This is a genomic window from Paraconexibacter sp. AEG42_29, assembly GCF_040581415.1.
In the GTDB taxonomy this organism is placed as follows: domain Bacteria; phylum Actinomycetota; class Thermoleophilia; order Solirubrobacterales; family Solirubrobacteraceae; genus Paraconexibacter.
The window spans coordinates 772,355-791,530 of sequence record NZ_CP114014.1 but is presented as its reverse complement, the minus strand read 5'-3'; the positions used below and the strand labels follow the sequence as shown (position 1 = coordinate 791,530).

Annotated in this window: 15 protein-coding genes; 6 read left to right on the top strand and 9 right to left on the bottom strand. The window is 70.1% G+C overall.

The window, feature by feature from the left end:
• Positions 1-105 precede the first annotated feature (105 nt).
• Positions 106-1,326, top strand: a complete 1,221-nt coding sequence (locus DSM112329_RS03770) for a LuxR C-terminal-related transcriptional regulator (protein ID WP_354700474.1) — start codon at positions 106-108, stop codon at positions 1,324-1,326.
• A gap of 32 nt (positions 1,327-1,358) precedes the next feature.
• Here the strand turns inward: DSM112329_RS03770 and DSM112329_RS03765 are convergent, their stop codons facing one another.
• Complete coding sequence (locus tag DSM112329_RS03765; protein WP_354700473.1) at positions 1,359-2,000, bottom strand: helix-turn-helix domain-containing protein; 642 nt, start codon at positions 1,998-2,000, stop codon at positions 1,359-1,361.
• Between the two features lie 97 nt (positions 2,001-2,097).
• Between DSM112329_RS03765 and DSM112329_RS03760 the strand changes: the two genes are divergently transcribed.
• On the top strand, positions 2,098-3,348 hold the full coding sequence (locus DSM112329_RS03760) for a cytochrome P450 (RefSeq protein ID WP_354700472.1): 1,251 nt from the start codon (positions 2,098-2,100) through the stop codon (positions 3,346-3,348).
• A 26-nt stretch (positions 3,349-3,374) separates the two neighbouring features.
• Positions 3,375-4,967 carry a GMC family oxidoreductase N-terminal domain-containing protein gene (locus DSM112329_RS03755; protein ID WP_354700471.1) on the top strand — a complete coding sequence of 531 codons (1,593 nt, stop codon included), beginning with the start codon at positions 3,375-3,377 and terminating at the stop codon, positions 4,965-4,967.
• A 7-nt stretch (positions 4,968-4,974) separates the two neighbouring features.
• Here the strand turns inward: DSM112329_RS03755 and DSM112329_RS03750 are convergent, their stop codons facing one another.
• The 3 genes from DSM112329_RS03750 to DSM112329_RS03740 are packed head-to-tail and all read right to left on the bottom strand — an operon-like array spanning position 4,975 to position 7,713.
• Positions 4,975-6,012 carry an LLM class flavin-dependent oxidoreductase gene (locus DSM112329_RS03750; protein ID WP_354700470.1) on the bottom strand — a complete coding sequence of 346 codons (1,038 nt, stop codon included), beginning with the start codon at positions 6,010-6,012 and terminating at the stop codon, positions 4,975-4,977.
• Positions 6,005-6,484 carry a PaaI family thioesterase gene (locus tag DSM112329_RS03745; RefSeq protein WP_354700469.1) on the bottom strand — a complete coding sequence of 160 codons (480 nt, stop codon included), beginning with the start codon at positions 6,482-6,484 and terminating at the stop codon, positions 6,005-6,007. Before DSM112329_RS03745 ends, DSM112329_RS03750 begins: the two co-directional genes overlap by 8 nt.
• Positions 6,481-7,713: a cytochrome P450 gene (locus DSM112329_RS03740; protein WP_354700468.1), complete on the bottom strand. Its 1,233-nt coding sequence runs from the start codon at positions 7,711-7,713 to the stop codon at positions 6,481-6,483. Before DSM112329_RS03740 ends, DSM112329_RS03745 begins: the two co-directional genes overlap by 4 nt.
• Before the next feature lie 100 nt (positions 7,714-7,813).
• On the opposite strand from DSM112329_RS03740, the gene DSM112329_RS03735 reads away from it, so the two are divergent.
• Entirely contained in the window at positions 7,814-9,265 is a 1,452-nt protein-coding gene (locus DSM112329_RS03735) for an MFS transporter (RefSeq protein WP_354700467.1), read from the top strand.
• 74 nt (positions 9,266-9,339) lie between these two features.
• Here DSM112329_RS03735 and DSM112329_RS03730 read toward each other — a convergent pair whose 3' ends face one another.
• Both DSM112329_RS03730 and DSM112329_RS03725 read right to left on the bottom strand, forming a co-directional pair.
• Positions 9,340-9,951 (bottom strand): TetR/AcrR family transcriptional regulator, encoded by a 612-nt coding sequence (locus DSM112329_RS03730; protein ID WP_354700466.1) that lies wholly within the window; start codon positions 9,949-9,951, stop codon positions 9,340-9,342.
• Positions 9,948-10,412, bottom strand: a complete 465-nt coding sequence (locus DSM112329_RS03725) for a PaaI family thioesterase (protein WP_354700465.1) — start codon at positions 10,410-10,412, stop codon at positions 9,948-9,950. The genes DSM112329_RS03730 and DSM112329_RS03725 overlap by 4 nt, the downstream gene beginning before the upstream one ends.
• A 92-nt stretch (positions 10,413-10,504) precedes the next feature.
• Here DSM112329_RS03725 and DSM112329_RS03720 point away from each other — a divergent pair, with 92 nt between their 5' ends.
• Together DSM112329_RS03720 and DSM112329_RS03715 are read left to right on the top strand one after the other, a co-directional pair.
• Positions 10,505-12,709, top strand: a complete 2,205-nt coding sequence (locus tag DSM112329_RS03720; protein ID WP_354700464.1) for an MMPL family transporter — start codon at positions 10,505-10,507, stop codon at positions 12,707-12,709.
• A 10-nt stretch (positions 12,710-12,719) separates the two neighbouring features.
• Complete coding sequence (locus tag DSM112329_RS03715; RefSeq protein WP_354700463.1) at positions 12,720-14,264, top strand: MFS transporter; 1,545 nt, start codon at positions 12,720-12,722, stop codon at positions 14,262-14,264.
• On the opposite strand, the gene DSM112329_RS03710 is transcribed toward DSM112329_RS03715, so the two are convergent.
• Genes DSM112329_RS03710 through DSM112329_RS03700 form a run of 3 tightly spaced genes read right to left on the bottom strand, consistent with a single transcriptional unit; the run spans position 14,250 to position 19,104 of the window.
• The gene (locus DSM112329_RS03710; RefSeq protein ID WP_354700462.1) at positions 14,250-14,849 is read right to left on the bottom strand and encodes a TetR/AcrR family transcriptional regulator; all 600 of its coding nucleotides are present in this window, start codon (positions 14,847-14,849) and stop codon (positions 14,250-14,252) included. The genes DSM112329_RS03715 and DSM112329_RS03710 overlap by 15 nt on opposite strands.
• Positions 14,846-15,790 carry an MBL fold metallo-hydrolase gene (locus DSM112329_RS03705; RefSeq protein ID WP_354700461.1) on the bottom strand — a complete coding sequence of 315 codons (945 nt, stop codon included), beginning with the start codon at positions 15,788-15,790 and terminating at the stop codon, positions 14,846-14,848. The genes DSM112329_RS03710 and DSM112329_RS03705 overlap by 4 nt, the downstream gene beginning before the upstream one ends.
• Positions 15,787-19,104, bottom strand: a complete 3,318-nt coding sequence (locus DSM112329_RS03700; protein ID WP_354700460.1) for an MMPL family transporter — start codon at positions 19,102-19,104, stop codon at positions 15,787-15,789. The genes DSM112329_RS03705 and DSM112329_RS03700 overlap by 4 nt, the downstream gene beginning before the upstream one ends.
• Positions 19,105-19,176 lie beyond the last annotated feature (72 nt).

Here is a 19,176-nt window from a genome sequence, read left to right as displayed (position 1 = left end):
CGCAACTTCGTCGATCCGACGAGAACGGACCGCGAACCGTCGAAGCTCACCCAAACGTCGGCGCGGCAGGGCGGCGAAACTTGGTCTCATGGACGAAAGGGATCGATGAGGGCCACCGTCTCGCCGCCGCCACCGCTCACGCTGCAATGGCCGGAACGCGCGGCAAGCGAGCCGGAGCGGCCCGCCCGTGCCACGCCACTGCGCAGCACCGAACTCCGCGCGCGTGTGAACGCGGCACTCGCCACCGCGACATCCGCCCTCGGTGACCACGGCAGCACTGCACCCCGCGCGCCCGCCGACGTGGACGCGGCGCTCGCGGTGCTCGCCGGCCTAATGGACCGTGCGCTCGGGCTGCCACGGGCGACCGACCGCCGCCTCGTGGTGGGCGAGCTCACTGCCGTCTACCGCGAGGTATGCGCCTACCGCGCCGACCAGCGCGTCATGGTGATCGCGGCCACGCGGGAGAGCCTCACGAGGCTGCGCGAGGTCCAGTCGGCGGGCGAACTCCTCCAGGTCGCGCCGAAGGAGGTCGGCCTGGCCCTTGGTTTTGATCGCGTACTCGTCTCGCAGGTGAACGACTCGCAGTGGCTCCCGGTGAGTGCCTACGTCCGTGGCGACCCGGCAGCCGGCGACGCCCTCCTCGCAGCCCTGGGCCCGGACCCGGAGCTGTTGACCCACCGCACGCTGGAGTGCGACATCCTGCGCCGCCGGGCCGCGCTCCTCGTGCTCGGCGCCCAAGACCACCCGCGTATGGACCCGCACCTCGCCGCAGCGTCGGCCACGCGGTCGTACGTCGCCGCACCGATCATGCCTGAGGGCGAGGTCATCGGCTTCATCCACGCCGACTACCACCTCTCGGGCCGACACCCGGACAAGCTTGACCGCGACGCGCTGTCCGCTTTTGCCGAGACCTTCGGAGCGCTCGTTCAGCGCACCGTGCTCGCCGGCCGCCTGCGCGCGCAGACCCGACTCGTCCGATCGACGACGGCCGCCCTCGCGTCGCAGCTGGACGAGCTGACGCTCGACCGCGTGCGGATGAGCCCCCAACGCCCGCGGGAGCAGGCGTACGCCACCGTGGAGCGCGTCCCCGAACCGTGCCGCGGCGGGCGGCTCGAGTCCCTGCTGACCAAGCGCGAGCTCGAGGTGATCGAGCTCCTGGCCACAGGCGCTCGCAACCGCGAGATCGCTGCGCGACTGGTCGTGACCGAGGGAACGATCAAGTCGCACGTCAAGCAGATCCTCCGGAAGCTGCGCGCGTCCAACCGGGCGGAGGCCGTCTCCAAGTACCTGCGCCTCGCCGCGCTGCCCTCAGGCGACGCACCGTGACGGGACCGGCCCCCGTACGGTCGGCGGCGCCGCTACGCCGATGGGGGGCGCACGACCCGCGCGCGATTGAGGGGCGCCCCAGCTGCCGGGATGGCCGAGCGCCACAGGCGCTCGATCGCGTTCAGCAGCGGCTCTTCCTCGACGCGCTGCGCGCTGAGGTGCTCGGTCAGGCAGCGCTCGGTCATCCACACCAGGCTGTACGCGAGGGCTTCGGCGTCGGCTGCCGCGAGGGCCGGGTCGGCACGGCGGGCGCGCTCGGCAGCGTTGACGAGGAACCACTCGTGGAAGTCGCGCCAGAACGTCGCAACCTCGGGGTCGTATGTCGCGGCCTCGACGATCGCCCCGAGCGTCGCGCCGTGGGTACGAAAGCTGTGCAACACGGCGTCCAGCGTGGCGCGCAGATCGTCGTCCTCGTCGCGCAGCCACGGTCCGGCCACGGCGCGCACGTCGGCCTCCAGCTCGCTGCCGAGGCTGAGGACGAGGTCGCGCTTGTCCTGGAAGTAGGCGTAGAACGTCGGCCGCGAAACGCCGGCGCCGATCGAGATCTCGCCGACGCTCAGCTCCGCGAAGGCCCGTCCATCGGCGAGCAGATCACGCGTCGCGGCCAGGATCGCCTCCCGGGTTCGCCCGCGTTGCTCCTCCGGAAGCGCCGAGCGACGCGAAAGCACTGACATGCGCCAGGACATTACTGCATGACATTGATGGTTGACAGGGTGTAAAGCAGTGTGGGATGTTGGGCCCAATCGCGAAAACGAACCGAGGAGAGCCACCATGAGCGTGTCCGAGCAGACCGAGACGCAGCACGACCTGAAGGACGTCCGGGTCGCCGACCCCGAGCACTGGCGCGCAGGCGCACCGCTGGGGCTCTTCAAGCAGCTGCGCAGCGCATGCCCCGTGCACTGGAGCTCGGGGATGACGAGCTTTCCCGACGAGCCCGGCTTCTGGTCGGTGACCAACCAGGAGCTCGTGCACGAGGTCAGCCGCAACTACCAGCTGTACTCCTCGGAGCTCGGCGGCATGGTCGGGATGCCGTGGGTCCAGCTCGAGGTCCAGAACGGCATGTTCATCGGCATGGACCCGCCGAAGCACGGCCGGCTGAAGCAGCTCTTCCAGCGCGGGTTCACACCGAAGCGGATCGCCGAGCACGAGGATGTCATCCGCCAGATCACCGTCGCTCAGCTCGAGACGCTGCAGGGCCGGGAGACGTGCGACATCGTCACCGATGTTGCCGCTCCAGTCGTCTCCCGCGTGATCGGCAACTTCATGGGCATTGCCCCTGAGGACGACGCCATGTGGGCGCACCTCATGAACATGCTCGTCGGCGGCGACGACGCCGAGATGAACCCCGAAGGCCCTGACAACGTCATCGAGAAGGTCATCCCCGAGATCGTGCAGAAATGTCAGGTGCTGATCGACGCACGTCGCGAGACCCCCACTGACGATCTGATGAGCATCCTCGTCAACGCAGAGATTGACGGCGACAAGCTCAGCGACTGGGAGATCGTCATGGGCTTCATCCTGCTGGTCACCGCCGGCAACGACTCGACCAAGTCGACGTTCTGCTCCGGCATCAAGGCCCTCATCGAGAACCCCACGGAGCGGGAGAAGGTCGTTGCCGACCCGTCGCTGATCCCGAGCATGGTCGAGGAGTGCCTGCGGATGTTCCCCGCGTTCGCGCACTTCCGCCGGACCGCCACGGCGGACACCGAGCTCGGCGGCTGCCCGATCAAGAAGGGCGACAAGGTGATGATGTGGTACCCGTCGACCGGGTACGACGAGGCCGTCTACGAGAACCCCGACGACTTCCAGGTCGAGCGCAACCCCGAGCACCAGGCGTTCGGGGCCGGCGGCCGCCACTTCTGCCTCGGGACCGCGCTCGCGCGGCTTGAGCTGAAGGTGCTGTTCGAGGAGACCCTCAAGCGGTACCCGAACATGGAGTTCGACGCCACGCCGCGGTACGCGACGGCGATCTTCGTCAACCAGCTCACCACATTGCCCGTCCAGCTCAACGCCGGCGCCTAAGCGAGAACCCGAGGAGCCTCGAGCACATGGACACCTTCGACGTCATCGTCATCGGAGCGGGCGCGGCCGGCAGCGTCGTCGCCGCCCGCCTCAGCGAAGACCCCGACCGACGGGTCCTGCTGCTCGAGGCCGGCGGCCACAACAAGCGCCTCTCGGTCAAGGCGCCGGCCGCGTTCTCCGCGCAGTTCAACACGAAGCTCGACTGGGAGTACTGGACCGAGCCCGAGGAGAACCTCTTTGGCCGCAGCCTCCACGAGCCCCGCGGCAAGCTCATGGGCGGCTGCTCCTCGATGAACGCGATGATGTACGTGCGCGGCAACCGCTACGACTACGACTCCTGGGCGCAGGACGGCGCGCCCGGCTGGAGCGCCGACGAGGTCCTGCCGTACTTCACCCGCACCGAGGACAACGGCGACCTCAGCGGCCCCTACCACGGCACAGGCGGCCCGATGCATGTGCAGACCTGCAACGCCGACCCGATCACCCACACGATCGTCGACGCCTGCGTGGAGGCCGGCTTCGACCGCCTCGAGGACCTCAACGGCGCCCAGCAAGACGGCGTCGCCCTCACGCAGGTCAACCAGAAGCGCGGCATGCGCCACGACGCCGCGACCGCGTTCCTCGGGCCGGCGCGGAGCCGCCCGAACCTCATCATCAAGACCGGCGCGCTCGTGCACCGCGTGATCCTCGAAGGCGGCCACGCGACCGCCGTCGAGGTGTCGTTCGGCAAGCGCATCGAGCGGTTCGCCGCAGCTGAGGAGATCGTCCTCAGCGCCGGCGCCTTCGGCACCCCCGAGATCCTGCAGCGCTCCGGGATCGGGCCGGCCGAGCACCTCGCGCAGGTCGGCGTGCCCGTCCAGGTCGACCTCCCAGCCGTCGGGCGCAACCTCATGGAGCACCCGTTCCAGTTCCTCAACTGGGAGCTCAAAGGGGAGGAGATCGGGCTCGCCGACCTCAGCCACCCCAAGCACCTCGCGCGCTGGGTCACCACGCGCAAGGGTAAGCTCACGAGCAACGTCGGCGAGGCGCTGGCGTTCTTCCGCACCGACTCCTCGCTCCCGGCCCCGGACATGGAGATCGTCGTCGCCCCGCTGTTCTTCTGGGAGCACGGCAAGCGCGAGCATCCCCGGCCGGCGTTCTCCCTCGGCCTCTCCTACGTCGCCCCGTTCAGCCGCGGCTCGGTGATGATCAGCTCACCGAGCCCGAAGGAGAAGGCGCGGATCTCGCTGCGCATGCTCAGCCACGACTCCGAGATCCGGGCGATGGTCGCGGGCGTCCACAGGGCCCGCGAGATCGTCTCCCAGCCGGCGATGGACGGCATCCGCGGCGCCGAGATCAACCCAGGCCTGTGGGTCCGCACCGACGAGGCCATCGCCGAGTACGTCCGCCACACCGTCGAGCACACCTACCACCCCGCCTGCTCGGCTCGCATGGGCGCCCCTGAGAACGGCGCCTGCGACGCCGAACTGCGCGTTTACGGCGTCGAGGGGCTGCGAATCGCCGATGCCTCCGCGATGCCGACGATCACCCGCGGCAACACCCACGCCCCCACCCTGATGATCGGCGAGCGCTGCGCGGACTTCATCCGCAACCCCGCCCGGGTGGCCGCCGTCATCTGATCGGGGGTCAAGCGTCCGTGTCGGACGGTGCTGCGAAGGTCTCGATGACCTTGCGCACGCCGTCCATGCCGGTGAACGCCGGGGGCCAGAGGAGCGTGTGCTCGTAGACGCCTTGCCAGCGTTCGGCGTAACGCGCGCGGACCTCGTCGGGGGTGCCGGCGAGGGTGATCGTGTCGACCATTTCGTCGGGGACGGCGTCGACGGCGGCGGCGAAGTCGCCGCTGATCCACTTCTCGCGGATCTTCTCGGCGTGTTTCTCCCAGCCGTGGTGGCGGTGCACGACTCGGTAGGTCTTCACGGTGGAGTTGAACGCGACCGTCGCTCTTGCGGCTTGGCGGGCGACGTCGCGGTCCTCGTTGACGCTGCAGGTCAGGTAGCCGGCGATTGGGATCTGTACGTCGCGGCCGGCGTGCTCGGCTCCGGCGGCCAGCGCCGGGCGGGCGATGTCGCGGACGTACTCAGCGGTGAACAGCGGGTGGCCGACGAGGCCGTCACCGACGCGGCCGGCGGCCTGGATCATCCGTGGGTTGACGCCGGCGAGGTAGATCGGCAGATCGGTCCGCGGGGGCGGGCCGACGGGCAGCGTCGGTTTGACGTGCAGGCGGTAGAAGCGGCCGTCGTGGGCGATCGGCCCCTCGTTCAGGCGCAGCAGTTTGCGCAGCAGCGGGACGAGCTCTTCCATCCGAGGGGCGGGGTGCTCGCCGTCCAGGCCGTGCCAGTCCTGCTGCATCTTGCGGGTTCCGGTGCCGAGGCCGAGGATCAGCCGTTTGCCGGTGAGCTCGTCCAGGTCGCGCGCCTCCGCGGCCCAGACCAGGGGCGTACGGCCGAAGCCGTAGGCGATCGCGCTTCCGAGCGTGATCGTCGACGTGGCGGCCGCCATCGCGGCCAGCGAGACGGTGGCGGAGCGGTCGTAGAACTCCGTGGTCCAGGCGCCGGCGAATCCGGCCGCTTCGGCCAGACGGGCCGATTCGGCGATCTCGCCGAGGCCGCCGCCGCCGGTGATCAGCAGCGACGGGGAGGTGTCGAAGCGGGTGGGATCAGGCATCGGCGGTGTCTCCCCAGCCCTGCCAGTTGGGCGGCAGGGGTTGGCCGGATGCCTCCCAGTGGGAGACGTCGACGTGGATGAAGAGGGCGCGGCCCTCGGCGATGAGGGTGTCGCCGTCGTGGATCTCGCCGCGCATGTGGAGCTTGCGCCCATCGATCTTCTCGCACCATCCCTCAAGCCTCAGCGTGCGGCCGAGCAGGGCGGGGCCACGGTAGTCGACGGTCATCGTCGCGGTCACGCCGGGGCGATCGATGACGATCAGCACGTTCCCGAGTAGATCGTCCATGACCGCCGCAAGCGCGCCGCCGTGCACGTACCCGGGGGCGCCGCCGTGGCGGCCGTCGAGCGTCACCGTGCCGTGCACCCGGTCCTCCGTGAAGCGCACACTGACGCCGAGGCTGTCGGGGTTCTCAGGACCGCATCCCATGCACCGCGGGTCGTGCGTGCGGTCGGCCGCCGGGCTCACGCTCATCCGTGCAGCCTGACAGGCAGGTGCTTGAGCTGGCTCGAGAACTGCGAGACGACCCAGCTCGGTTCGCCGGCGATCGTCATCTGCGGGAACCGCTTGACGGTCTCCTCGACGAGGATCTTCAGCTCCAGACGGGCGAGCGCGGTGCCGAGGCAGAAGTGCCGGCCGCCCGCACCGAACGCCTGATGCTCGGGGTTGCGGGTCACGTCGAAGCGGTCGGGATCCTCGTAGCGGTCCTCGTCGCGGTTCGACGACGGGTACCACATGGCGACCTTGTCGCCCTTGCGGATCGGGCAGCCGCCGAGCTCGGTGTCCTTCGTCGCGGTCCGGCGGAAGTGCGCGAACGCCGGGAACATCCGCAGCGCCTCCTCGACGGCCGACGGCACGAGCGACAGGTCGTCGAGCAGCAGCGCCCGCTGATCGGGGTGCTCCATGAGCGCGCGCATCGTGCTCGTGTACGTCGCCTTGGTCGAGTCATTACCGGCAGCCATCATCAGCACGAAGCCGGCGAAGATCTCAAGGTCGGTGAGCATGTCGCCGTCGATCTCGGCGAAGACGAGGACGCTCATCATGTCCTCGGTCGGGTTCGCCCGACGGGCAGCGACGAGCTTCATGCACTTCTCGTACATCGGCGGAATGTGCTCCATCACCAGCTGATCGATGCCGCCGGGGTTCAGCACCGGGTCCCCGAAGCCGAGCAGCGTGTTGATCGCGTCCGCCCACGGCTTGTCGTCCTCCGGGTCAAGGCCCATGAAGCTCCCGATCACCCGGGCGACCACCGGCTGCGCGAGGTCGGTCACCAGATCGCACTCCTCACGCCCCTCCAGGCCGTCCATCACGCCGTCGGCGATCTCGCGGATCGCGCCCTCATGGCGGGCGATCGCCTTCGGCGTGAACGCCCGCTGAAACAGCGACTTGATGCGGTCGTGCATCGGCGGGTCCATCCCGATGAACATGCCCTTCACAATCTCCAGCGGCACACCCTCATCCGTCAGCAAGAAGTTCGACGCCGACGAGTACGTCTGCCAGTCCTTGCTGACGGTCAGCACGTCCTCGGCCTTCGTCACCGACCAGAACCCGGCATCACCCGGCGTCTGCGTGATCCCGGTACTCCAGTGCACCGGGCACTGCGACCGCAGCGCCCTGAACGTCTCGTGCGGCGGGCCGGCCTGCCACAGCGCGTTGTCGGCCACGCGCAGGTTCGCGAGGTCCACGGCTTCCTGAGTTGACATGGCGTCAAGGTAACGCATTTTGTACCGAAGTGGGAAATAAAAATCCCCGCCTGGTACGTTCTGCGCAGTTCAGCAGAGCGAACCGGGCGAGGGCGGGAGAGTGGTGGGTCCAGGGTCGTGGCGATGGGGTCCCCTGGCGGCCGTCTGCCTCGCGCAGACGCTGCTGATGCTGGATGTGACCATCGTGACAGTGGCGCTTCCAGCGATCTCAGTGGACCTCTCGGGGAGCCTGCAGTCGATGCAGCTCATCGTCGATGCGTACGCACTGGCCCTTGCCGCGTTGCTCCTGAATACCGGCGCGGTCGCCGACCGTATCGGCCGTCGGCGCGTGTTCGTCTGCGGCCTGGTGACCTTCGGGTTGGCGTCGTCGCTGTGCGGCGCGGCGAACGGGGCGACGTTCCTGATCGCCGCACGAGCGCTCCAAGGCGTCGGCGGCGCGATGCTCTTCGCGACCGGTCTGGCGATCCTTGGTGCTGCCTACGTCGGCGCCGACCGCGCTAAGGCGCTCGGTGCGTTCGGCGCCGTCTTCGGAGCCGCCGTCGCACTCGGCCCGCTCGTCGGCGGCGCCATCCTCGAAGTCGCCGAGTGGCGCTGGATCTTCCTCGTCAACCTGCCGGTCGTTGCGGTCGCGATTGTGATCGCGCTTCGTCATGTCCCTGAAACGCGCAACCCGCGCCCGCGCCGTGTGGACTGGGTCGGCCAGGTCACCTTCGCGGTCGGTATCGCCTCGCTGGTCACCGCGCTGATCAAGGGAGGCGATTGGGGGTGGACGAGCACCCGCACTGTCGCGGTCGCCGCGACGGCGGCGCTCACGCTGGCCGCGTTTCTCATCTCCCAGGCGCGCCAGGCGGAACCGATGTTCCACCTGGCCCTGCTGCGCAACCGGTCATTCGCTGGAAGCGCGATCGCGGCATTCGCCACCTCGGCCTCACTGTTCGGGATGTTCGTGTACCTCATCCTCTACTTCCAGAAGGTCGAAGGCATCGATGGCCTGCCCGCGGGCACGCGCCTGCTCCTGGTGACGATCCTCGCCTTCGTCGCCGCGGCGGGCGCCGGGCGACTCTCGTCGGCCGTCTCGCCTCGCCTGGTGCTGAGCGCGGCACTCACGTGCAGCGCCGTCGGTCTACTCCAGATGACGATGCTCGACGCCGGCTCGAGCTGGACGGTCGCGCTGCCCGGCCTCGTCCTGTGCGGCCTCGGCTTCGGGCTCGCCAACCCGACCGTCGCCGCGGTCACCCTCGCCGTGGCCCCGCCCGACCATGCGGCGACCGCCATAGGGATGAACTCCACGTTCCGACAGGTCGGTGTCGCCACCGGAGTCGCAGCGATGGGCGCACTCTTCGACCATGCGCTGAGTGCTCCCGATGCTGCCGGCGCCCGCGCAGCGCAGGCCGCATCGGTCGCCTACTCCGACGCCCTGCACCACGTGTTCTTCGCCGGCAGCGCGATCGCCGCTGTCGGTGCACTTCTCGCAGCGACCCTCGTTCGCACGACACCGACACCGGCACCCACGGAGCGATCCCCGAAGCCCACCGTTCCCGCAGCCGCTTGACACTCCGGCGCCGCCGGCCCGTGCCCACGGCGGGGGGCGTCGGGCCGCCGGTCGACGGCTGTGGCTCGGTTGGCCTACGCGACCTCGACGTATTCAGCGGCGATCGAGCGCTTCAGCCGTCGCAGACTCGCCGTGCTCGCGGCGGTGTCGCCCGTCTCGGTCCACTCCAGGAGCAGACCCCGGAACACCGCGAGAGTGAGCGTGACCATGCCCGGTAGATCGTCGCGTAGCTGCCACCGGACGGGGTCGATCGACTGAAGCTGCCGAGCGATCAGCTCCTCGTACGCGCTCTTGAGCACTCCGAGGGCCTCTTCGACATCGGGGCTGCCGGCGCCGCCGCCGATCAGGGCGAAGTACGAGCGGGCCAGCTCGGGTGCCGAGGTGACCCCCGACCACATCGCATCGACGAGGGCGTCTGCGAGCTGCTCCGGCGTGTCGATGCAGCCAACCGCCTCGCCGATGTGCTCGGCGACACGCTCGCCGACGGTCTGCACCACCCTCACCAGGAGCTCCTCGCGAGAGTCGTAGTAGTACAGGACGTTCCGCTTGTCGAGGCCCGCCTCCTCGGCGATCCGGCTGAGCGTCGCTCCACCGAACCCGTCCCTGGCCAGCACCGTGGTCGCCGCGGACAGGACACGCGCGGCCGTGCGCTGCCCCTTGGCCGTGAGGTGCTTCCCGGTCGTCACGCCGAGGCTCCAGTGACGACGGTTCGCGGTGCGACTATGGCGATCGTTCCCTGAGCGGCCGCGACGAGCCGTTCACCCTGGAAGGCCTCGGCGCGAACGACCGCGCTGCGGTTGGTGATCGCCAATACCGATGCCTCAGCGCGTAGGTGCTCCGGCGTGATGGGGGAGATGTAGTTGAGCTTCAGCTCGGTCGTCGCGCCCCAGTGCCCGTCTGGGATCAGGGGGTATACCACCGCGCCGGTGATGTGGTCGAGGATCCCGGCGACAACCCCTCCGTGCACGTTTCCTGACGGGGTCGCCTCTTGCGCAACGAGGTCGGCTTCTGCCTCGAGCAGCCCCGGAGCAAATCGCAACAGCTTGACCCCGAGGTAGGCGGGCAGGCCCGGCATCTGATTGCTGTAGTCGAGCATCCGCTGAGCGATCTTCTCGTCGTAGCGGTCCGCGATCGTCGGGCGAGCCATCGGCTGATCTCCTCGTTGACAGCCGGAAGCATAACGCACCGATCAGAACATTATTCTGCTCCGAATGGTGAAAAATATGCTTTGATGCCCCAGTGAGCCATTCCGCGACTTCATCGCTGCCGGCGCTCGGACCCCTTGGCCGCGTCGCCTACGCTTGTGCCGCCAACGGCCGGCGGACCACCATGGTGTGGGTGCTCATCTGCTGTGTGCTCGGGGCGTTTCTCCCGCAGCTCGAGCGATCGCTCGCCGGTTCGGGGATGTGGGCGACGGGTTCGGAGTCGGTCGCCGCCCGCGACGCCGCGCAGGCAGCGAACCCGTTGGCGGCGAGCTCGGCGCTCAGCGTCGTCATCCGCGGGCCACGCGCCTACGGTCAGGACGCGGCGTTCCGGGCTGCCGCGAACCGGGTTGCGGGCGTGCTGCGTAGCGACGCCGCGGTGGCCGGTGTCGTTGGGCCGACGAAGGCCCGGCTGATCTCGCCGGACGGCCGCACGGTGATCGTGAGCAGTGGCGCGGGCGCAAGCCCCAAGGAGATGATCCGTGCCGCCGACCGCCTCCTTCAGAAGATCCCGGCCGCTTCTGGCGCCGCGTACCCTGCTTACGTGGCCGGGCTGTCCTCGCAGTGGGCGGACTTCAACCGTGACAACCGCGACGCGACGCTGCACTCGGAGAAGTACGCGCTGCCGATCACGCTGCTCGTGCTGGCGATCGCGTTCGGATCGCTCGCCGCCGGCGGCCTGCCCCTACTGATCACGGCAATCGGCCTGGCGGTCACCGGCGGGACGCTGACGCTGCTCACGCACGTCTTCGACGTCTCGCTCTGGGCGCTCACGTTCACGCTGATCTTCACGATGGCGCTCGGGATCGACTACGCGCTGTTCATCGTGATGCGCTTCCGGGAGGCGCTGAAGGACCACACCGACCCGGCGATCGCCGCGGCGGTGACGATGGACACCGCCGGCCGGGCGATCGCGTTCTCCGGGGTCACGGTGTTCGCCGCGCTCGGCGTCTGCTTCATCATCCCGAGCCCGATGCCGCGGTCGATCTCGCTGGCGATCCTGCTCTCGGTCGCGCTCGTGCTCGTGGTGATGTTCACGCTCATGCCGGCGCTGATGGCCCGCCTGGGCCCGCGGATCGACGCCGGAGCGATGCCGTGGCGCCGCCGCCGCCAGCTGCGTGCTCCCAAACCCGACGCGGACCAGCTCATGCACCGGTGGGGGGCGTTCGTCTGGCGTCACCCTAGGCCGCTCGCTGCTGCTGCGGTACTCATCCTGGTTGTGCTCGCGCTCCCGCTCGCGCACCTGCAGATCGGGATCCCCGGCGACTCCATCCTGCCCAAGGACGCCTCTTCCCGCCAGGGCGCAACGCTCGCCGGCGCCGCTTTCGGGCCGGCCGCCATCGCACCGGTGACCGCTGCCGTCGCGCCCGCCGACGCCGATCGTGCGCTCGCCGTCATGCGCGCAGACCGCGACCTGACAGGGGCCCGCAGAACACCGGGCAGGCCGGCCGGTAGGCACATCATCATCCAGGCGTCGCTCACCGTCGCCCCCGGCAGCCGCGCCGCCGGCAAGCAGATCGATCGCCTCCGCGCTGTGCTACCGCAGGGTGCCCTCGTTGGCCACGCGCCCGCCGAGCTGCATGACCTGCAGAAGGCGATGACCGGCAGTGCACCGCTCGTGCTCATGCTCATTCTGCTGATCGGTTCGCTGCTGCTGCTCGTCGCAGTCCAGGCTCCGATCATCGCGCTCGCCGGGACGCTGACCAGCACGCTGTCCACCGGCGCCGCGCTCGGCATCACCGTCTCAGTCTTCCAGGACGGGCATCTGAGCGGTCTACTCGGCTTCGAGCCGCAGGGCTTCATCGACTTCTGGGTCCCGGTGTTCTTCAGCGCGATGATCTTTGCGATCGCGATGGACTACACCGTGTTCTTCGTCTCCTCCGCCCGCGAGCGCTGGGACCAGACCCAGGACGCCCGCACCGCGGTCGTGCACGGCCTGGGCCGATCGGGCCCGGTCATCGTCGCCGCCGTCGCCGCGATGCTCGCCGTCTTCGGCTCGTTCGCCTTCTCCCCCGCGGTCCCCGCCAAGGAGATGGGCGTCGTCCTCGGCGTCGCCGTCCTCCTGGACGCGTTCCTCGTGCGGCTGCTGCTGCTCCCCGCCCTCATCGCCATCGCCGGCCCGCGGGCATGGCACCAGCCCGCATGGCTCGGCCGGGTCCTACCGTCATTCAGCCTCTCCCACGGGCAGGCGCCGCAGGACACCCAGACCCCCGCCGATCAGCCCGTCGCCACGTATGCCTGAGGCAGCGCCGATGTCACGCCGCCGCGCCTACTGGGTCCTGACGATCCTCTGCGCCGCGGTCGGCCTGGTCGTCGCGTCGATCACCACGCTCTACATTGCCGGCCCGGAGGTCGCCCGCGACATCGGCGCCGACCAGACCGAGCTGACGTGGATCATCGACGTCTACACCCTCGCGATGGCCGGACTGCTGCTGCCGGCGGGTGCTCTTGGTGATCGCTTCGGGCGCCGCGGCGTGATGATCGCCGGCCTCGGGATCTTCGCCGCCGCGGCCGTCGCGCTGCAGTTCGTCGACACCCCCAACACGCTCATCGCAGCCCGCGCCGCCCTCGGCGTCGGCGCTGCCCTGATTCTCCCCTCGACGCTCTCGCTGATCACCAGCACCCTCCCGGCGGACATGCGCGACGCCGGCGTGAGCATCTGGACCGCGGCGTTCTCCCTCGCCGGTGTGCTCGGCGGCCTGATCGCCGCGATCCTGCTCGAGTTCTTCTCCTGGCGCTCCGCCTTCTGGAGCATCCTCGCCGGCGCCGCGATCGTGCTCGCCGTCGCGCCGACGCTCCCGTCCTCCCGCGACGAGGACCAACCGCCGATCGACGTCTGGGGCGCCCTCGCCGCCCTCGTGTCCGTCAGCGCCCTGGTGGCCGGCTTCATCCAGGCCGGCCTGGACGGCTGGAGCGACCCGAAGATCATCGGCCTGCTCACCCTCGGCGTCGTGGCGGGCGCCGCCTTCGCCGCGATCCAGCTCAAGCGGCGCTACCCGCTGCTCGACGTGCGGCTGTTCGCCAACCGCTCGTTCGGCGTCGCCTCGTTCACCGTAATGATGTGCTTCGCCAGCGTTTACGGACTCGCCTTCCTGATCATCCCCTACCAGCAGGTCGTGCTCGGCGACTCCGCGCTCGCCGCGTCGCTGCCGATGTCGGCCACCGCGCTGACGCTGATCCCGATCACGATCTACGCCGGCCGACTCACCCGCCGCTTCGGCCTGCGCGTCATCGTCTGCGCTGGCTGCGTCTTCAACGCACTCGGCTTCCTAATCCTCCTCGGGATCGGCTCCGCCGGACCTGTGTGGGTCCTCTTCGCCGCGACGCTCCCGATCGGCCTCGGGCTCGGCGGGGCGATGGTCCCCTGCACCCAGGCGATCATCAGCAACGTCTCCGAGGCCAAGCAGGGCGTCGCTGCCTCGGTCAACCACACCACCCGCGAGCTCGGCACCTCGCTCGGGGTCGCGCTCTTCGGCGGCCTGCTCTCCGGCAAGTACACCGCCGACATGCTCAACATCACCGAGAAGCTCCCCGGCCCGGCCCGAGAGGCCAGCCGCGGATCTGCCGCCGGGGCGCTCGAGGTCGCTGCCCGCCTCGGCCCCAACGGGCAGGCACTCGCAGACCAAGCCCGGGACTCCTACGTGCAGGCCACGCAGCACACCGCGCTCGTCATGGTCTTTATCATGCTCGCAGCCGGCATCGTCGCGGCGCTCTGGGCGCCGCCGCGCCGAGCAGCCGTCGCGCTGAAGCCCGCGCCGCGCGACGCAGAGCCGGCGCACGCCTCAGCAAGCAGCTGAGAGGAGCGCCTGTAGCGCGTCCTTGAACCTCGCCGGCCCGAAGTGCTCGGGCTCGGTCAGCACGAGCGTCGCCGCATGCTCCCCGAGTGCTACGAGCATCGTGGCCAACAGCTCGACATCCGTCCGCGCGAGCGCCGGCGCTCGGCCAATCACGGCGGCGACCTGTGCGGTGAGGATCCGCCGTCCTTCGTCGATGGCTTCGCGGACCTCTCTCGGGGACCCGTGGACTCCGATGAGGATCAGCCGGTACCGCTGCGGCTGCTGGCACACGATGTCAAGGACGCGGTCCAGGCCAAGGACCACCATCTCCCCCAGGTTCTGGGGAGACCTCCCGTGGGCGGCGAACTCGATCGCGGCACTGATCTCGGCCACCACCCTCGCCCCCTCGACCTCCAGCAGCCGGGTCATCGCGTCGTCGCGATTGGCGAACGCGGAGTAGACCACCGGCTTGGTGACGTTCGCCTCGCGGGCGACCGCCTCCATGGTGAGCGTCGAGTACCCGCCACGGTCGACCACGCAGCGCGTGGCGTGCAGGAGTTGCGTGCGGCGCTCGCTGGCCGGTAGTCGCGGCGCGGGGCGGGTCACGACGTGTCTTGCGGCCGCTCGGCGGTCGTCCAGCGGCCGTCGGGATCTGCCGACGCCAGGCCGCGGCGGCGCAAGTGGTCAAGGTGCGCGTAGGTCTCCATCCGGGCGAGCATCCGGTCGGCCGGCGCCTGTAGGTCTGCGCCGAACACGCGGTTGCTCAGGCCGCGGAGATCGTGGACGCCGGCGTGGATCGCCGCCTGCAGCTGCTGCAGGCGGCGTGCGTGGTGAGCGGTCAGCTGATCGGCGCGCCCCTGGGCGTCGTGGTACGGCGCTCCGTGGGCAGGCAGCACGAGGGTGATCGGCAGCGCCGCCATCCGCTTGAGGGAATCGAGGAAGTCGGTCAGGGCGTCGGCGCCGTCGAAGCCCGGTTGGATGTTCGGGGTGTATCCGGGGAGGAGCAGGTCGCCACAGATGAGGACCCCGTCAGCAGGGCGAAACAGGCAGATGTGGCCGGGATCGTGCCCCGGGGTCCAGTGGACCTGCCAGTCACCGATGACCTGACCGTCGTGGAGCTCATCGATTGCCGGGACGCCGCTGGCCATGTCGGTGAACGCGGCGAAGACCTCAACCATCTTCTCTGCGCCGGGCCAGGCGCTTGCGAGGTCGGGGCCGGCACCGTCGGTCGCGAAGCGCAGGCTCGGCAGCACGCCGGGGTGGGCGAGCACTGTGTCGGTCAGGGTCGTGGCCAGTCCCCAGTGGTCAATGTGCGCATGGGTGATCAGCACCCGGTCAGGCGTGACACCGAGCGACGCGAGACCGGCGCTGAGCGCATCCTGTGATCCGATCGCGCCGGTGTCGACCAGGAGCGGGCCGTCGGGCGTGTCCAGGACGTGGATGTGCAGGTGATCGGGTGACGGCATCGCCAGCGGAACGGTGAAGCGCGACACACCGGGCGCAGGGCGGCAGACGTTGAGCGGGATCTCAGGATTCAGGGTGCTCATGCCGGCTTCACCGCGAGCGTCCGCTGAGGCTGCGCGACGCCATCGACGTCGAGCTCGGGGAGCAGCCGGTCGAGCCATGCGGGGAGCCAGAAGGTCGAGCGGCCGGCGAGGCGCATTGCGGCGGGCAGCAGGACCATCCGCACGAGCGTGGCGTCGATGATGACGGCGGCGGCGAGGCCGACTCCGGTCTGCTTGATGATGGTCAGGTCGGTGGTGGTGAACGCGATGAAGACGCCCCCCATGATCGCGGCGGCGCCGGTCACGACGCGGCCGGTGCGGTCGATCGCGAAGGTGATCGCGTCGCCGAGGTCGCCGCTGTCGGTGAAGGCCTCGCGCATGCGGGTGAGGATGAACACCTGGTAGTCGAGGGACAGGCCGAAGACGATGGTGAACGTCCCGAGGAGCGAGAGGATGTCCGCCCAGCCTGGGCCGCCGAGTGTCGGGTTGTCGCCTTGGAAGAGCAGCGCGACCATGCCGAACGAGGCGCCGACCGTCAGGACGTTGAGCACGACGCTGATCAGCGGTAGCACCAGCGCCCGGAGGATGAGCACGAGGACCAGGAACATGACGAGGCTGAGGGCGATGACCAGGATCGGCAGGCGCGCCCCGAGGATCCGCTGGTAATCGGTGATCTGCGCGGCGACGCCGCCGAGGTCGGCGCTGGCGCGCGTGCTGCGCTCGAGGCTTGGTAGCTCCTGTTGTAGCCGGCGGTTGAGCGCCGTGGTCTGCGGCGTGTTGATCCCGTATTTCGGGATGATCGTGATGCGGGCAGCCTGGCCGCCGCCCTGCAGGTTGACCGAGTATCCGGCCTGGGTGCGTGCCCCGGCCGATGCGCCGTCCAGGGCGGCCAGGACGAAGTAGCCGGAGTCCAGGAGGCGCGGTGACCGGTCCTGGAGCTGCTCAAGTTGTCGGTTCTGGCCGGCGCCGCCGCTGGCGGCGTCCGCTGTGCGCTTGCGCGCCTGGGCGAGGCCGCTTTGGAGGGTGGCGCTGCGGGCGTTGCCGTTGGCGAGCCCGGCGGCGAGCTGGCGGTTTCCGCGCTCAAGCCGCGACAGGCCGGCCGCGAGCTTGTCGGCGCCGGCGGCCAGCTGGCTTAGGCCCGTGGGCAGGGTGCCGGTCTCGGCGGCGATCCGGTCCAGGCCGCCCTCCAGTTGGCTCGCACCGGTGTCGACCTTCGCAAGGCCCGTGGTCAGAGCGCCGGAGCCGTTCTTCAGCTTCTGCAGCCCGGCCTGAAGCTGGTCGGCGCCGGCCTGGAGCTTGGCGGCGGCGTCGGCGGCCTGGGTCAGCTGGCCCGAGGCTTGCTGCAGCGCGGCGCTCAGGCCCGGGTAGGCCGGGTCCAGCTGCTGCCCGTCGCGGGGATCCTTCCCGGTCGCGAACGCCGAGAGTTTCCCGGCCGATTCCAGCGCGGCGCGGTATCGGGGGTCGGCGCGGCCAAGGGTCATCGACGAGAGCGCCTTAAGCAGCTCGGCGGTCTCAGCCTGCGCGTCGCTGGCTGCCCCGGTCAGCTTGTCGAGATCCTGCTGCCCTGCGCGCAGGCCGGCGGCGAGCTGGCCGCTTCCGCCGGCGAGTTGCCGCGCTCCTCGGCGGGCCTTGGCGAGTCCCGAGGTCAGCTGCCGTGATCCGGTCTGGGCACGGGTGAGGGCGGCGCTGAGCTTGCCGGCACCGTCGCGCGCCCGGAGGATTCCGGCACGTAGCTGCCGCGCGCCGCTGCGGGCGCGTGTCAGCGCGTCGGCGAGCCGCGCGGCCCCTGCGCTGCCTTGTCCGGCGCCGCTGCCGAGCTGGTCAGACGCGCCGCGGGCGTCGCGCAGCCCGCCGCGGAGGCTGGCCACACCGCCGCGGGCCTGCGCCAAGCCGCCGGACAGCTTTCGGGCCTGAACGCGGCTGTTCTTTAGCGCCCGCTGCGTGCGGCCGACGCTGCGATCAGCGTCGAGCAGGGCGGGCTCGCGGCTGGCGATGGCGCCCGGCCCGATCACGGTCTGCACCGACGGCAGCCTCGCGATGCGGCGCTGCCAGCGCTCCATCGCCCGCAGCCGCGACGCCGTCGTGACCGGGCCGCTGGGGTCGGTGACGAACACCTCGAACGGCGCACCCCAGCCGGGCCCGAGGACATCGATGGTCCGCTGGGAGTCGATCCGGGCCTGGGCGTTCTTCGGCAGCGTCCGCACGTCGGGAGGACCGGTGTCCAGCCCTAGAGCCGGAACGCTCAGCGCCAGCAGCGGCAGCAGCGCCAGGCCCCCGAGGATGACCGGACGGCGCTGGACGAACCGCGCCATGCTGGCCCAGTTGCCGTCGTCGCGCGGGATCCCGCCGATCCGCCACAGGTCGATCCGATGGCCGAGCAGGGCAAGAATCGCCGGGACCACGAGAAACGCTCCGCCCATGCTGATGACCGCGACCGTCGCGACGCTCACCGCCGCCGACAGCAGGAAGTCGCCCGGCGACAACAGAGCCGCAACGCCCATCGCGACCACCAGCGTGGCCCCGGCGAAAAGCACCGTCCGCCCCGCGCTGCCCTGTGCGGTTCGGGCGGCCGCCGCCGGTTCAGCCCCGTGCGCGAGCTCCTCTCTGAAACGAGAGACGAGCAGCAAGGAGTAGTCAACCCCGAGCGCCAGCCCCATCATCGACGTCAGCGCCGTCGCCACGTCGGTGATCGGGTGGATCAGCGCGATCAGCCCGACCGCCCCGAACCCCGACTCCACCGCCGCAAGCCCGAACAGCCCCGGGATGAGCGCCGCGATCGGCGAACGGAACACGAGCAGCAGAACGATCAGCAGCACGGGAATCGCAACCAGCTCCGCCTCGTGCGCGGCGCTCAGCGACGCGTCTTTCAGATCCCCGCCGACCGTCGAGAAGCCGGTCACCGACGCCCGTACCGGCGAGCGGACCTCCGCGGCGACCTGCCGGCGCACCGTATGTCCGGCGGTGCCCGCAAACGCGTCGTCCGTTCCCGCCACCACGAGCACCAGCGCCGCGTCCTTGCGAGGCCGCAGCTCGGGGAGCTTCGCGCCGCGGTCCCACGGCGACAGCACGCGGTAGTCCTTGCGCAGCCGCAGCTGACGCACCAGCCGCCGCCCCTCCGCATCGAGCTGCGCCCGCGGCCCCTCCAACAACACCGGGATCGACGCCTCGATCCCGAAGTACTTGGCCGCGACTCGCTGTGCCTTCTCACTCGAGGTTCCCGGCACATCGATCGAGCTTGGCGAGATCCGGCCCGCGAAGCTGAGGCCCTGTACCACCAGAACCAAGGTCACCGCTGCCCAGAGCGCGATCGTTAGCTTCGGCCGCGCCATCGCGAACGCCCCAGCGCGCTTCATCATCTTGGCCGACTCGTGGCACCCATCGGCAGAACGTACCAGATGGTGGTTTTTAGTTCACCGCCTGGTGCGCTC

Coding starts and splice junctions, on each gene's coding strand:
- DSM112329_RS03770 (WP_354700474.1), top strand. CDS start 106: ATGAGGGCCACCGTCTCGCCGCCGCCACCGCTCACGCTGCAATGGCCG.
- DSM112329_RS03765 (WP_354700473.1), bottom strand. CDS start 2,000: ATGTCAGTGCTTTCGCGTCGCTCGGCGCTTCCGGAGGAGCAACGCGGG.
- DSM112329_RS03760 (WP_354700472.1), top strand. CDS start 2,098: ATGAGCGTGTCCGAGCAGACCGAGACGCAGCACGACCTGAAGGACGTC.
- DSM112329_RS03755 (WP_354700471.1), top strand. CDS start 3,375: ATGGACACCTTCGACGTCATCGTCATCGGAGCGGGCGCGGCCGGCAGC.
- DSM112329_RS03750 (WP_354700470.1), bottom strand. CDS start 6,012: ATGCCTGATCCCACCCGCTTCGACACCTCCCCGTCGCTGCTGATCACC.
- DSM112329_RS03745 (WP_354700469.1), bottom strand. CDS start 6,484: ATGAGCGTGAGCCCGGCGGCCGACCGCACGCACGACCCGCGGTGCATG.
- DSM112329_RS03740 (WP_354700468.1), bottom strand. CDS start 7,713: ATGTCAACTCAGGAAGCCGTGGACCTCGCGAACCTGCGCGTGGCCGAC.
- DSM112329_RS03725 (WP_354700465.1), bottom strand. CDS start 10,412: ATGGCTCGCCCGACGATCGCGGACCGCTACGACGAGAAGATCGCTCAG.
- DSM112329_RS03715 (WP_354700463.1), top strand. CDS start 12,720: ATGTCACGCCGCCGCGCCTACTGGGTCCTGACGATCCTCTGCGCCGCG.
- DSM112329_RS03705 (WP_354700461.1), bottom strand. CDS start 15,790: ATGAGCACCCTGAATCCTGAGATCCCGCTCAACGTCTGCCGCCCTGCG.
- DSM112329_RS03700 (WP_354700460.1), bottom strand. CDS start 19,104: ATGATGAAGCGCGCTGGGGCGTTCGCGATGGCGCGGCCGAAGCTAACG.